Source organism: Pseudomonas sp. GW823-FHT02C05 (assembly GCF_058797595.1).
On the sequence record NZ_JBXAJU010000001.1, the window covers coordinates 1,903,007 to 1,916,664 of the forward strand.

Annotated in this window: 12 protein-coding genes; 6 read left to right on the plus strand and 6 right to left on the minus strand. The window is 68.2% G+C overall.

Annotated elements, in window-relative coordinates:
- Positions 1-148: 148 nt before the first annotated feature.
- Entirely contained in the window at positions 149-934 is a 786-nt protein-coding gene (locus AC1RGE_RS08545; protein ID WP_169893601.1) for an IclR family transcriptional regulator, read from the plus strand.
- A 9-nt stretch (positions 935-943) separates the two neighbouring features.
- Here AC1RGE_RS08545 and AC1RGE_RS08550 read toward each other — a convergent pair whose 3' ends face one another.
- Positions 944-1,735 carry an ABC transporter ATP-binding protein gene (locus AC1RGE_RS08550; protein ID WP_492583976.1) on the minus strand — a complete coding sequence of 264 codons (792 nt, stop codon included), beginning with the start codon at positions 1,733-1,735 and terminating at the stop codon, positions 944-946.
- A 147-nt stretch (positions 1,736-1,882) separates the two neighbouring features.
- Between AC1RGE_RS08550 and fepB the strand changes: the two genes are divergently transcribed.
- From fepB to AC1RGE_RS08565, 3 genes are read left to right on the plus strand one after another with little or no spacing between them, the layout of a single operon-like run.
- Positions 1,883-2,788, plus strand: a complete 906-nt coding sequence (fepB, locus tag AC1RGE_RS08555; RefSeq protein WP_492583978.1) for a Fe2+-enterobactin ABC transporter substrate-binding protein — start codon at positions 1,883-1,885, stop codon at positions 2,786-2,788.
- Between the two features lie 3 nt (positions 2,789-2,791).
- Positions 2,792-3,832 (plus strand): FecCD family ABC transporter permease, encoded by a 1,041-nt coding sequence (locus AC1RGE_RS08560; RefSeq protein WP_015636053.1) that lies wholly within the window; start codon positions 2,792-2,794, stop codon positions 3,830-3,832.
- A complete protein-coding gene (locus AC1RGE_RS08565) occupies positions 3,829-4,860 on the plus strand; it encodes a FecCD family ABC transporter permease (RefSeq protein ID WP_220222843.1) in 1,032 nt (343 codons plus the stop codon). Before AC1RGE_RS08560 ends, AC1RGE_RS08565 begins: the two co-directional genes overlap by 4 nt.
- Before the next feature lie 25 nt (positions 4,861-4,885).
- Here AC1RGE_RS08565 and AC1RGE_RS08570 read toward each other — a convergent pair whose 3' ends face one another.
- Complete coding sequence (locus AC1RGE_RS08570; RefSeq protein ID WP_103290016.1) at positions 4,886-6,502, minus strand: serine hydrolase domain-containing protein; 1,617 nt, start codon at positions 6,500-6,502, stop codon at positions 4,886-4,888.
- A 232-nt stretch (positions 6,503-6,734) separates the two neighbouring features.
- On the opposite strand from AC1RGE_RS08570, the gene AC1RGE_RS08575 reads away from it, so the two are divergent.
- Positions 6,735-7,517: an ATP-grasp domain-containing protein gene (locus AC1RGE_RS08575; RefSeq protein WP_019094349.1), complete on the plus strand. Its 783-nt coding sequence runs from the start codon at positions 6,735-6,737 to the stop codon at positions 7,515-7,517.
- A gap of 8 nt (positions 7,518-7,525) precedes the next feature.
- Here AC1RGE_RS08575 and AC1RGE_RS08580 read toward each other — a convergent pair whose 3' ends face one another.
- The 3 genes from AC1RGE_RS08580 to AC1RGE_RS08590 all read right to left on the minus strand — a co-directional run bounded on the left by AC1RGE_RS08580 (position 7,526) and on the right by AC1RGE_RS08590 (position 9,602).
- Positions 7,526-8,068 carry a TetR/AcrR family transcriptional regulator gene (locus tag AC1RGE_RS08580; protein WP_015636058.1) on the minus strand — a complete coding sequence of 181 codons (543 nt, stop codon included), beginning with the start codon at positions 8,066-8,068 and terminating at the stop codon, positions 7,526-7,528.
- Positions 8,061-8,609, minus strand: coding sequence for a dihydrofolate reductase family protein (locus AC1RGE_RS08585; protein WP_492583980.1), 549 nt, complete (start codon positions 8,607-8,609; stop codon positions 8,061-8,063). The genes AC1RGE_RS08580 and AC1RGE_RS08585 overlap by 8 nt, the downstream gene beginning before the upstream one ends.
- Positions 8,610-8,696: 87 nt before the next feature.
- On the minus strand, positions 8,697-9,602 hold the full coding sequence (locus tag AC1RGE_RS08590; protein ID WP_011061908.1) for a LysR family transcriptional regulator: 906 nt from the start codon (positions 9,600-9,602) through the stop codon (positions 8,697-8,699).
- Between the two features lie 92 nt (positions 9,603-9,694).
- On the opposite strand from AC1RGE_RS08590, the gene AC1RGE_RS08595 reads away from it, so the two are divergent.
- Positions 9,695-10,657 carry an SDR family oxidoreductase gene (locus AC1RGE_RS08595; RefSeq protein ID WP_492583982.1) on the plus strand — a complete coding sequence of 321 codons (963 nt, stop codon included), beginning with the start codon at positions 9,695-9,697 and terminating at the stop codon, positions 10,655-10,657.
- Here AC1RGE_RS08595 and AC1RGE_RS08600 read toward each other — a convergent pair.
- Complete coding sequence (locus tag AC1RGE_RS08600; protein ID WP_492583984.1) at positions 10,639-13,656, minus strand: autotransporter outer membrane beta-barrel domain-containing protein; 3,018 nt, start codon at positions 13,654-13,656, stop codon at positions 10,639-10,641. The two genes, AC1RGE_RS08595 and AC1RGE_RS08600, sit on opposite strands and share 19 nt — an antisense overlap.
- Between the last annotated feature and the right edge of the window lie 2 nt (positions 13,657-13,658).

Genomic DNA, 13,658 nt, shown 5'->3' on the forward strand with positions numbered 1-13,658 from the left:
CCCCCGTCCCAGGCAGGCGGTGGAACCGGTATCATGGCCGCCGCTAGCGCCAGCGCCGCGCAGGCCGTAGCCTGCGTACCCCACGCGGCCAGACATTGGTGAGGAGACCCAGCCGTTGAACAGTTCGCAGCCCCCGTTGGACGAGACCCTGGATGCACCGCCGGAAAAACGTTCCGGGGTGATCCAGTCGGTGTCGATCGCCGCGCGTTTTCTCAACACCCTGGCCAATGCCGAGGGCGAGCTGGCCCTGGGGGAAGTGGCCCGGCGCACCGGCACGGGTGGCTCCACCGCCCACCGCTACCTGCAAAGCCTGGTCAAGGAAGGGCTGGCCAAGCAGGACCCGCTCAGTGGCCTGTACGACCTGGGCCCGGCGGCCCTGAGCATCGGCATTGGCGCGCTCAAGCGCATCGATGCGGTGGACATCGCCGCCCAGCGCATGAAAGCCCTGGCCCAGCGGCATGCCGCCAGCGGGGGCGTGGCGATCTGGACCGACCGCGGGCCGACTCTGGTGCGCTGGTACCGCAGCGCCTATTTCTCCATCAACCCCCTGGCCCTGGGGGACATCCTGCCCATCGACAACACCGCCTGCGGCCTGGTGTTCCAGGCCTTTCTGCCCAAGGCCGTGATCGACGCGGCGCGCAAGCAGCAGCCGGCGCATTTTCGCGGCACCCCGCCCAGTGCCGCGGTGCTCGACGAGGTACGACGCCGGCATTGGGCCGAACTCACCAGCCACCTGCTGTCCAACGTCACCGGGCAGGCCGCGCCGGTATTCGACGCCCAGCAGGAGATCGTCTGCGTGATGACCACGGTCACTGACCTGGGGCAATTGCAGGCCCCGCAAGACCGCGATGCGCTGTTCCATGAAGCGGCCCAGGTCAATCAGGCCACCGGTGGCCAGCGCGTGCCCCAGGAAGCGTTGCCGGCGCGCCCCTGAGCCGTGGCTTCAGGCCGGGTCGATTCGGCCCTTGGGCACCATCAACGGCGTGCCGCTGACCGGGTCGCGGATGATCACCGAGGCCAGGCCGAACACCTGCTCCACCAGGGCCTCGGTGAAGATCGCCGCCGGCGCGCCCTGGGCGACGATGGCGCCGTCGCGCAGGGCGATCAGGTGGCTGGCATAGCGGCAAGCCTGGTTCAACTCATGCAGCACCGCGACGATGGTCCGGCCCTGGCGGTTGAGCTCGGCCAAAAGCTCCAGCAGCTCGATCTGATGGACGATATCCAGGTAGGTGGTGGGCTCGTCCAGCAGCAGGATCGGCGTTTCCTGGGCCAGCACCATGGCGATCCACACCCGCTGGCGCTGGCCGCCGGACAACTCGTCCAGCAAGCGTTCGGCCAGCGCCTCGACCCGGGTCGCGGCCATCGCCCCGCGCACCGCCTGCTCATCCTCCTTCGACCACTGGCGCAGCAACGACTGGTGCGGATAGCGCCCGCGCGCCACCAGTTCGGCGACGCTGATGCCATCCGGCGCCATGGCGCTTTGCGGCAGCAGGCCCAGGCGCCGGGCCACTTCCCGGGCCGGCAGTTGGCGGATGTCCTTGCCATCGAGCACCACCCGCCCTTCAGCCGGTGCCAGTAGCCGGGACAACGCCGCCAGCAAGGTGGATTTGCCACAGGCGTTGGGCCCGACAATGACCGTGAACGAGCCGTCGGGAATGCTCAGGGACAGGCCCTGGGAAATGATTCGCGCGTCGTGGCGCAAGGTCACGGCATCGGCGTGCAAACGGTGAGTCATGGCGGGGTTTTCCTTGGGAGACAAGCGCTTGCAGTATTGCAATTGCGGAATGGATTCTACAATATGGAACGCATTGCATGAGAAGCATTATCATATGGTTCTGCTGTTCAGGCCCCTGCGCCCCACCCTTTACCGTCCGATGGATCGATGATGAACCCACGCCTTTGCGCCCGGCTGCTCAGTGCAGCGGTCCTGGCCCTGAGTTGCCAGCTGACCCTCGGGGCAAGCACCACCCCCACCCGTATCGTCTCCACCAGCCCCAGCGTCACCGGGATCCTGCTGGCCATGGATGCGCCGCTGGTGGCCAGCGCCGCCACCACCCCCAGCCGCCTCACCGATGAGCGCGGGTTCTTTTCCCAGTGGGCAGAAGTGGCCAGGCAGCGCGGCGTAGCGGTGCTGTACCGCAACCTGCAATTCGATATTGAAGCGGTGATCGCCGCTGACCCGGACCTGCTGGTGGTGTCCGCCACCGGCGCCGACAGCGTGGTCGCCCACCGCAGCGAGCTGCAGGCCCAGGGCCTGGAGACCCTGGTGGTGGACTACTCGAACCAGAGCTGGCAAGACATCGCCACCGCCCTGGGCCAGCGCACCGGCCTGGAGCAACAGGCCCGGGCGGCGATCCAGCGCTTCGACCAGTACACCGCGCAAACCGCCGCCCGCATCACCCCGCCCCCGGGGCCGGTGAGCGTGGTGGGCTACAACATTGCCGGCAGCTATTCCATCGGCCGCCTGAACAGCCCCCAGGCCCGGCTGCTCGGCGCTCTTGGCTTCAAGGTCGCGGAGCTGCCCGAGGCGCTGGCGGGCAAGGTCACCCGGGCGTCGGACTTCCAGTTCATCTCCCGGGAAAACCTGCCGGCGGCGATCACCGGTGACAGCGTGTTCCTGCTCAGCGCCACCGACGGCGACGTGCAGGCGTTCCTCGCCGACCCGGTGCTGGCCAACCTGCCAGCGGTGATCAACCGGCGGGTGTATGCCCTGGGCCCGAGTTCGTTTCGCATCGACTATTACTCGGGACGGCAGATGATCGATGCCGTCGCCGCGCACTTTCGCTAAGCCATGAACCTCGTTGCCCAGCCCCTGGCCCGACCGCTGTCGCGCCCTCACCACCGCACCTGGGGCCTGCTGGCCGGGCTGCTGCTGTTGCTGGTGCTGGCCCTGCTGAGCCTGGCCATCGGCTCCCGGGCGATCCCCCTGAGCGTGACCTGGCAGGCGTTGCAGGCACCCGACCTGCACAACGACCAGCACCTGATCCTGCGTGAACTGCGCCTGCCCCGGACCCTGATCGCCCTGCTGGCCGGCCTCGCCCTGGGGGTGGCCGGCGCGGTGATGCAGGCGGTGACTCGCAACCCGCTGGCCGAACCGGGCCTGTTGGGCATCAATGCCGGCGCCGCCGTGGCGGTGATCGGCGGCGTGGCGCTGCTGCACTTGACCAGCCTGGCCGAGTACCTGTGGCTGGCGTTCGGCGGCGCCGGGCTGGCGGGAGTGGTGGTGTTCCTGCTGGGGCAGGCCCATGAGACCGGGACCAACCCGGTGCGCCTGGTGCTGGCCGGCGCCGGACTGTCAGTGATGCTGACTTCACTGACCGGGATCATCGTGCTCAACAGCCCACCCGAGGTCTTCGATCACTTTCGCCACTGGGCCGCGGGCTCGCTGTCCGGCAGCGGCTTCGCCCTGCTGCAGGTTCCGGCCCTGGCCATCGCGCTGGGCCTGGCCCTGGCCCTGGGGATCGCCGCCCAGCTCAACGCCCTGGCCCTGGGCCAGGACCTGGGGCGCGCCCTGGGAGTGAACCTGCGCCTGACCTGGCTACTGGCCTGCCTGGCGGTGATGCTGCTGGCCGGTGCCGCCACCGCCGTGGCCGGGCCGATCGGTTTTGTCGGGCTGGTGGCGCCCCATCTGGCGCGGATGCTGGTGGGCACCGACTACCGCTGGATCCTGCCCTACTCGGCGCTGCTGGCCGCCGGCCTGCTGCTGGGGGCGGACGTGCTCGGCCGGGTGGTGGCAGCGCCGGAAGAAATCGCCGCCGGCATCATCACCCTGCTGCTGGGTGGGCCGTGCTTCATCGTACTGGTCAGGCGCTTTCGCCTGAGCCGCCTGTGAAGGGGCTCAAGGCCCTGCGCCTGGGCTCGCTCTCGCTGCGCTGGCAACCGCGCACGGCCCTGGTCTGCGCCGTGCTGCTGGTGGCGATGCTGCTGCTCTGGGCGCTGCTGCTGGGTACCGGCAGCCTGTCACTGGGCCCGGAACAGGTACTGGCCAACCTGCTGGGCCAGGGCCAGGACCCCACCGCCCAGCGGGTGCTGCAACGCGTGCGCCTGCCCCGGGCCCTGACCGCGACCCTGGTGGGCGCGGCACTGGGCATGGCCGGGGCGATCTTCCAGTCGATCTCGCGCAATGCCCTGGGCTCGCCGGACGTGATCGGCTTCACCACCGGCGCCGCCAGTGGCGCCATCGTGCAGATCATGCTGTTCGATGCCGGCCCCCTGGCCACGTCCCTGGCGGCAGTGGCGGCCGGCCTGGGCACCGCCCTGCTGGTGTTGCTGCTGGCGCGAAACGGCCACAGCAGCGGGGGTTATCGCCTGGTGCTGGTGGGCATCGGCGTGGGCGCCAGCCTGTCCGGCCTGAACAGCATCCTGCTGGTCAGCGGCAACCTCGACCAGGCGATGTTCGCCCAACTGTGGCTGGCCGGCTCGCTGAACACCCGCACCTGGTCCCATGTACTACCGGCGGCCCTGGGCCTGCTGCTGATCGCCCCGATCGCCCTGTACCACGCCCGGCGCATCAACCTGCTGGAAATGGGCGACGCCACCGCCAGCCAACTGGGGGTCGCGGTGGAGCGCACCCGATTGATCATGGTCCTGGCCGCCGTCGGCCTCACTGCCATCGCCACCGCCGCTGCCGGGCCCATCGCCTTTATCGCCCTGGCCGGCCCGCAACTGGCCCGGCGCCTGACCCGCAGCGCCGAAGTGCCGCTGGGGTCGGGCGCGCTGATGGGCGCGGTATTGCTCCTGGCCGCAGACCTGCTGAGCCAGCGCCTGGCGTTCCACGCCAACCTGCCCATCGGCCTGATGACCGGCCTGCTGGGAGGTTTCTACCTGTTGTGGTTGCTGGGCCGTAGCCGGCGGGTTTGAGGGGTCCACAATTGGGGCCGGAACACTACTGCGCCACCTTGCGAAACCTCAAGTGGCGCGCCACGCTGCTGGTCAGCACCGCGCCTTGCTCGGCAAAGCTGAGCACCCCCAGTTCCCCGGCGCTGAAACGCTCAGCGGTCAGGGGCTGCATCGGGTAGGTGTACAGGCCGATGCGTACATAAAGCTTGCCTTGCCGGGCATGGACCTTGAGCTGTCCGGGGCTGGTTTCTAGGGTATAGAGGCCGACGTAGGGGCGGATATCATCGGGCTTCCAGGGCGGGGCCAGGGCATAGGTCGAGGCCGGGTTGTTGAGCGCGATCCGCCCTCCCGAGGTCGCCGCGAGGTAGATCGGGGTGCCGTCGTTGTCCGCCACCAGCACCTCATCGCTCTGCCGGGTCAGCGGCAGGACGTCGGGGAAGGTTTCCAGGCTCCAACCCTTGCCGCTGCGCCGCAGCTGCAACTGATGGCCGCCATCGTCCAGGTAGGTGCCGGCCACCAGCGTTTTCAGCGAGGCCTTGGGCAGCGCCCGGATGCTCGGGGGTGGCGGCGGAATGTCCGCTTCCCCGGACGGCGCCGGCGAGCCCAGCAGGGTATCGAGCAACTGGCGGCCGCGCTCCGAGGCACGGCCGTCATCGCTGTTGCACAGCACCACCGTGGCCACATCGAGCTTGGGGTACCAGGCCACGTCGGTGTTGAAACCGGCCCAGCCGCCGCTGTGGGACAGCTCTTGCAGCCCGCGGTAGCTGCGGTTGGCAAGGCCCATGCCGTAATAGCCGGGATCACCGTCGTTCAGGGGCTCGGTCTGGCGCATGTTCTCCACCAGCGCCTTGCCCCCGACCCGCCCGGTGGACAGGTTGCGCAACCACCGCATCAGGTCCGCCACATTGCTGTGCACCTGGCCGTCGCCGGTCTGCTCCCAGCGCGCATCCACCGCCACCTGGGCCTTGCCCTGCCCGCCCGGTTCATAGCCCCGGGCCAGGTTCGGCAACTGCACCGGGTACTGATCGACGATGCTTGAGTGATCCATGCCCAGGGGCAAAAAGATGTTCGCCCGGGAGTAGTGTTTCAGCGACAGGCCGCTGGCTCGCTCGACGATGCTCGACAGCAGGACGTAGCCGCTGTTGCTGTAGCTGAATTCGCTGCCGGGCGGGAACATCAGGCTGTTCTGGCGCACCAGCAGGTCCAGGGCCTGTTGCTGGGTAAAGCGCTGGCTCAGGGGAATCCCCGCCAGTTCGGCCAGCAGCATGTAGTCCTGCAGCCCTGAGGTGTGGTGCAACAGGTGACGGATCCTGATGCCCTGGGCATAGGCCGGCAGCTCCGGCAGAAAGCGCCGCACCGGGTCCTCCAGGCTCAGGCGCCCCTGGGCTTGCAGTTGGAGGATGGCAAACCCGGTGAACTGCTTGGACACCGACGCCAGGTTGAACAGGGTATCGGCCTGGATCGCCGCTCCGGTGGTCAGGTCGGCGGCGCCATAGCCTGCGCTCCAGATCACTTTGCCGCCGCGCATCACCCCGGCGGCGCAGCCGGGCTGGTCGGCCGAAATATCCTCGAACACCTTGGAAAATGGCGCTGGTCCATCGGCACGAACCAGAGAGGCCGCCCCCAGGGTCGAGATCAGCACGGCGGTCAACAGTCTACGCATGGGGTTCTCCAGTCACGTCGGTCCTTGGCGCTCCGGCGGAGCAGGCGCCAGTATCCCCAGCAGCGGTGTTGGAATCTGTCGTGGGTCGGTGATTTTCTGTGAACAAAGGTGCAGGGATGTAATGAACGCCCGGGCCAGGAGGATTGCCCTGGAAAATCCCGTTATCATCGGCCGTCATCTCACTTCACCGGCGCCCATGGGCCCGGGCAAACCCTCACTGGCAGGATTCGCCATGCACCTTCTCTACCCCAGCGACCCCTTCGACCCGAAGCGCCCGGACGAGCAGTACCTCGACGAATACCAGGCGATTCTGGCCGCCGGCCTGAGCGCTTCGCTATTTTCCTTCGAGGATTTCGAGAGCGGCAATTTCCGGGCGCGGCCAGCCCTCGAAGGAGGCACCCCGGTGCTGTACCGCGGCTGGATGCTGACGCCCGAAGGCTACCGCGAACTGGTGGAGCATCTGCAACGCCTGGGCGCCGTTGCCTTCACCAGCGTTGCCGACTACCGGGACTGCCATCACTTGCCCCAGTGGTATCCGCGGCTGGCCCGCTTCACTTGCGAAACCCGGGTGCTGGCGGCCGACGCCAACTTCACCCAGGCCCTGGCGGACCTCCACTGGCCGGGGTATTTCATCAAGGACTACGTCAAATCGCTGAACACCGGCAGCGGTAGCCTGGTGCACTCCCCCGCGGATATCGCGCCACTGATCGAACGCATGCGCCAGTATCGCGGCCAGATCGAAGGTGGTGTCTGCGTCAGGCGTCGCGAGGACTACCTGGATGACACCGAGCGCCGCTACTTCGTCCTCAACGGCCAGGCTTACGGTGCTAGCGGTGAAGTACCGGCGCTGGTGCACGAATGCGCGGCACTGATCGACAGTCGGTTCTTCTCGGTGGATGTGGTGTTGCGGGCCGACGGCGTACTGCGCCTCGTGGAGGTGGGCGACGGCCAGGTGTCGGACCGCAAGGAATGGCCAGCCCGGCGCTTTGCCGCGATGCTCGCCGGCGCCCTGTAGAAAGCCGCTTAGCGCAGCAAGCGGCGCAGCCCCGCTTCGAAAGCGCCCTCCAGCGCCTGCGCGCCCTCCCCGGCCAGGGCCAGCGCCAGGGCGTGGCCGTGGCTGTAGTCCACCAGCAGGTCGAACAGCGCCGGGTCTGCATCGAAGGCCCGTACTTCCTCGCGCAAGCGCTGGCTGAAGGTGGCCAGGGAGCCGCCGAACAGCTGCGGGTCACCGAGGACGCACAGGGTCAGCGCCGGATGGCGGCGGACCCGGGCCATGTACTCCCCCAGCAGCGCCTGGATTCTTGCCTCGGGTGGCCACTGCGCTGCCGGCTCGGCCAGCGGCTCGGCGTGCACCCGCTCCACCAGCAGGCGCATCAGGTTGCGCTGGTCGCCCACGTGGTAGGCCACCGACATCGGGGTAATCCCCAGCTGCCGCGCCAGGGCCCGGCCACCGAACCCCTGGGGCCCCAGCTCCTCCAGCAGCTCCAGGCCCACGTCGAGGACCTGGTCCAGGCTCAGTTCACGCCCTGCGGCAGGGCGGCCGCTGCGCTTGGGCCGGTCAGTCATGGACGGCGCCCCGCTCCACCCGGTAGCGGGTGCTCACCAGCCCATCCGGATACCACCGGGAATCGACGCAGCGCAGGTGCAGGTCCCGGGGCAGTGCGCCGAACAGGGGGCGGCCCGTGCCCAGCAGCACCGGCACCCGGGTCAGGGTCATTTCATCGATCAGCCCGGCCTGGAGAAAGGCTTGAATCAGGGTGCCGCCATCGATGTAGGCGGTTCTCCAGCCCTCGGCCCGCAACTGCGCCACCAGCTCCACCGGTTGCAGCGCGCTGATGCGTACTTTGCCCTCCAGGCGCTGCGGCACGTCCTGCGTACGGAGGGTGCGGCTGAGCACCACCACCGGCTTGTCGAAAGGCCAGGGGGTGAAACCCAGCACGCTGTCGTAGGTAGCACGGCCCATGACAATTCCGTCCACCGACGCCATGAAGGCGCCGTAGCCATAGTCCTCACCGGACTCGCCACTGGGCAGCCAGTCGATGGCACCGTCGTTGCGGGCGATGAAACCATCGACCGAGGTGGCGATGAATACCTTGCCGAATGCCATGGGCGTTGCCTCCTGGGGGCCTAAACATACAGCGTATGATAAGCCACTACCGGGGCCACCTGGCAACCCTTGCCGACACCCTGGCGGTCAATCGCCCCCGGCATAGGCCGCCAGCCCCTGCACCAGCGCGGCGAAGGTCACCGCGCAGCGCGGGCTGTTGCGCAGGTCTTCATGCATCGCCACCCAGGCTTCCAGGCTCGGGGCGAACTGCTCCGCCAGGACCCGCACCAGGCGTGGATCAGCTTCGGCCAGGCGTACCTGGCAGGCACCAATGCCAAACCCCGCGCGCAATGCCGCCAACTGCGCCAGGTCACTGTCACTGCGCCAGGCGAAGGCGCCCCGGGCCAGCATCGGGTACTGCTGTTGCAGGCGGCGGATAAACGCGGTTTCACGGTCGAAGCCAATCAGGGCGTGCCCGGCCAACTGCTCCAGCGAGAGCGGCGTGCCCTGCTGCTGCAGATAGTCCCGGTGGGCATGCAGGCCCAGTTCGATGTCGGCGACCCGGCGCACCAGCAGCGCTTCCTGGGTCGGGCGGAACATCCGCACGGCAATATCGGCCTGGCGTTGCAGCAGGTCGTCGGCACGGTTGGACAGCACCAACTCCACCACCAACTGCGGATGCTGCTGGCGCAAGGTGGCGAGAATCGGCGGCAACACCTCCACCCCGATGATTTCGCTGGCCGAGATCCGCACACTGCCCTGCACCCCGGCGCCATGGCTGCTGGCCACCCGGCGCAAGGCCGCCTCCCCCGCCGCCAGCTGCAGCAGGTAGGGCTTGAGCTCCAGCGCCGCTTCGGTGGCGGCGAATCCGTCGAAGGAACGGGTGAACAGCTTCAGGCCCAGGGCCGCTTCCAACTGGTCGATATGCCGGCCCACCGTGGGCTGGGTCAAACCCATGGCACGGCCGGCGGCAGACAGGGAGCCACTGTCCAGCACTGCGAGAAAGGTGCGGTACCAGTCCCAGTGGGGGGGAGTATCCGTGGGGCTATGCATTTTTTTATAGAAACCATCGAAGTCTGGGCAATTTCCATTTAGCCGAGGAACTCGCACTCTGCAAGCTCTGTTCATCCACGAGGAACCCCGTCATGCCCCAAGTAGCCTTGTTCGGCGCCGTCGGCGCCATTGGCCAGAGCATTGCCCGGACCCTGCGCAGCCAGGGCCAGCCCTACCGCGTGGTGGGCCGCAGCCAGAGCAGCCTGCTAAAGGCCTATGGCGCCGACCCGTTGGCCGAGCCGGTCACCTGGGACCCCGACCAGCCCGCCTCGGTCGAGGCCGCAGCAGCCGGCATCGACACCTTGATCTATCTGGTAGGGGTGGACTATTGGCGCTTCGAACTGCACCCGCAACTGATGCGCCAGACCCTGGACGGCGCCATCGCCGCCGGGGTGCGCCGGATCCTGCTGATCGGCACCGTCTATCCCTACGGCATGGCTCGCAGCAACCCGGTGGCGGAGCAGCATCCGCGCCAGCCCAACAGCTTCAAGGGCCGCATGCGCAAGGCCCAGGAAGACCTGCTATGGAAGGCCCATGCCGACGGCAAGATCCAGGCCACGGTGCTGCGCCTGCCGGACTTCTACGGGCCCGGGGTCGATAAAAGCCTGCTGCACGGCGCGTTCCAGGCCGCGGTCCAGGGCGGCACGGCGAACCTGGTAGGCCCCCTGGACCGGCCCCATGAGTTTGTCTTCGTTCCCGACGTGGGGCCGGTGGTCTGTCGCTTGATCCAGCAGCCCGAGGCCTTCGGCAAGACCTGGCACCTGGGCGGCGCCGGGGTCACCAGCCAGCGCGAGCTGCTGGAACTGATCCGGCAGCACGGCGGTGCCCGCTTCAAGCAGCGGGTGATCGGCAAGCCCCTGCTGCGCCTGCTGGGGCTGTTCGACCCGCTGCTGCGCGAGATGGTGGAGATGCATTACCTGATCAGCTCGCCACTGATCCTCGACGACTCGGCCCTGCAAGCTCTGATCGGGCCGATCGCCAAGACGTCCTATACCGAAGGGGTGTGCCAGACGCTCGCGGCGAGCGCCGGTGCCCCTCAGAACGTGAAGCGGTAACCGAGGTTGGCGGCCCAGGGCCGGTCGATGTTCGAGCCTTCGCTGGTCTCGACCTCGGCATACACCTGATGCTGGCGGCTCAGCTCACCGGTCACGCCAACCCCGGCATACCAGCCACCGCCGTTGCCATCGGGACGGCTGGCAATGCCGTTGGTGCGGACCTTGTTCTGCGCCGACAGATCCTCGACCCAGCCAGCCTTGAGGTAGGGCTGCAAGCGTGTGCCATCTTCCAGCTGCAGGTTGCGCCCGGCCCGGGCACCGGTGCGGATCTGGGTCGACAGCCCATCGCCGGGCTGCACCTGCAGGCCGTTGTCCAGGCGGTAGTTGTCGGAGCGGGCATAGAGCATGGAAACCTGCGCCTGGGGCTCGACGAACCAGCGGTTGCCCAGATCGATCTGCTTGCCGGCTTCCACCGACAGGCCCGCGCCCTTGCTGCGTGAATGCCCGGAGACCTTGGCGCCGTCGGTGCCCCATACATCCAGGCGGGTGGACCAGCGGTTCAGGGTCAGCAAGGTGTCGGTGTACCAGCCCGAGTCATCCAGGTAGGTGGCATAGCCGCCCAGGTGGTAGCTGTCGAGCTTGCCGCTGCCCTCGCCCTTGAAGTTGCGATCGGTCTGGCTGTAGCCGGCCAGCGCGCCAAGCACCAGGGTGCCACCGGCGGTGTCGAGCCGGGTGTCCATGCCCAGTTGCGTGCCCTGTACCTGTTGGGAAAACGTCCGGCCAACGCCGTTGTCCAGGGATTGCTGCTGACCGAAACCACGGATCCACACACCCTGGCGATCGGCCCCCTGGCGCAGGTCGCCGAGGCGCTGTACCAGGGTCGCCCGCTCGGCATCCCAGGTGGCCCGCAAGGTGGCGATGGCGCTGCTGTTGACCGCCGCGCTGGCGCCGGTGGAAAGGTTGTCCGGCCCCGGCGCCGGCTGGGTACGGCCGACGTTCACCAGGTTCCAGTTGCCCTGGGCATCGGCCGCAAGACCGTAGCGATAGGTCCCGGCATCCACCACGCCACCGCGGTTGGCCAGGCTGAACGAACCCGGGCCGCCGGCGCTTTGCACCAGGGTCAGGCTCTGGCCCTCGGCCCCCGGTTCGCTGCCGGAATTGCGCACCAGGATGTCGTTGTTGCCGGTGACCTGGCCGCCGACGATCAACCGGTCACCCTGCTGCAGGCCCAGGTCGGTGTTCATGATGTAGTGGCCGTCGCCCTCGAGGTCGCCACTGACCTGCAACTGCTTGAAGGCCCCTGCCAGGCCGGGGTCGGCGAACTCCACCACGCCATTGTTGGCCAGGCGGGTGAGCTGGGAGTCGCCGCGCAGGGTCCAGACGCTGCTGTCGTCCAGGCTCAGTTGGGTATCACGGCTGCCGCCCTTGATCGCCCCGTCCAGGCTGGAGTGGTCGGCCAGGGTCAGTTGCAGGCTGCCGCCGTCCACCAGCACATCGCCAAACAGGTTCGAGCGCACGGCGTCCAGTTGCACCGCACCGGCCAGCACCCCGCTGGCGCGGTCGGTGATCCACAGCGCGGTACCCTGCTCGCCACCGCTGCGGCCCACCAGGCTACTGTCGGTAAAGCGCGTGGTCAGGCCACCGCCGTTGACCAGGATGCCGGCGCCGTCTTCAGTCTGGATATGGCTGGACGTGACTTCCACATCGTTCACCACCCCGGCGCCGGTGGCGTAACTGACGATGCCATGGGCATTGCTGCCGTTGGTGACCACGGTCGAGCCCTGGAAGCGGGTCGTGGCGTTGTTGCTGATGGCCAGGCCGTGAGCCTGCTCGCCGGCGGTCTGCACGTCGCTGTCCTGCAGCTCCACGCTGGCACCGCGGCCCGAGGCGAACAGGCCATAGCCCAGGTCGCCGTGGGTGACGATGCTGCTGTTGCTCAGGCTGATGCTCGCCCCCGCCATGCGGGCCAGCGCCCCCACGGCGCCCCGGCCGCTGGTTTCGATCAACACGCGGCTGACGTTGAACACCGCACCGGGGCTGTTTGTGGTGTCCGGCGAGGCGTACAGGGCATGGGAGCTGTCGCCAAGAGTGGTGATGAAACCGCCGTCCATGGTGAACACGCCGGCACGGTTGTCGATGGCCACCGCACCCTGGCCACGGGTTTGCAGAATGCTGTCCTTGACGTCCACCCGGGTGTTGCTGCCCGGCATCCAGATCGCCACGCCATAGTCGCCCAGGGTGGTGACCTGCACGCTGTCCAGATCGGCGCTGGCCTGGTTGGCGTTGACGTTGATGCCGATGCCGTTCTGCGAGGTGATCCGGCTGTGGCTGATCACCCCCGTGCCGCCCGGTTTCTGGTACAGGCTGCTCAAGGTGATGCCGTCGCCCTTGGCATTGATGCTGCCGTTGCGAAAGGTCAGGGCGGCGCTGGTCACACCGATGCCACGGCCATTCTCGGCGGTGATGTCGACGCCGTCGGCGCTGAGGGAGGAGCCGACCCCTTCCACGGCCACCGCGCCAATGAAGCCGCTGGACTGGATGCTGACGCGCTGCAGCTCGATGGCCGCACCATCGGCGACGCGGACCGCATTGACCGAGCCGGTCGAAGTGGCGGTCAGGGTCAGGTCCGAGGCCAGGATGCTGGAGCCCTTGCCGGAGGCGGACAAGACATCGGCCTGGTTGCCCGAGGTGGTGATGGAGCCACCGGCCACCTGCACCTGGCCACCAGCGCTGGCCACCACGCCGCGGCTCTGGTTGCCGCTGGTGGTGATCTGCACATCGTTCAGGGTCAACTGGCTGCCGGCGCCGGTGGCCTGGGCCCCGGTGGCGAAATCCGAGCCGCCGGTGCTGATGGTCACGCCGCTCAGTTCGGCCTTGCCGCCGGCGTCCACCTGCACGCCCACCACCGCGCTGTTGGGGCTGTCCGCCGTGGCCCGGATATCGTAGCCCTGGCCCTGCAACTGGTTCTGAGCGCCGCTGACCCGCACCGCCGGCCCACGGCCGGTGTAATCGACAGACGCCTCATCCAGGGTCAGGGATTCACCTTCGGGCGAGGACAAAT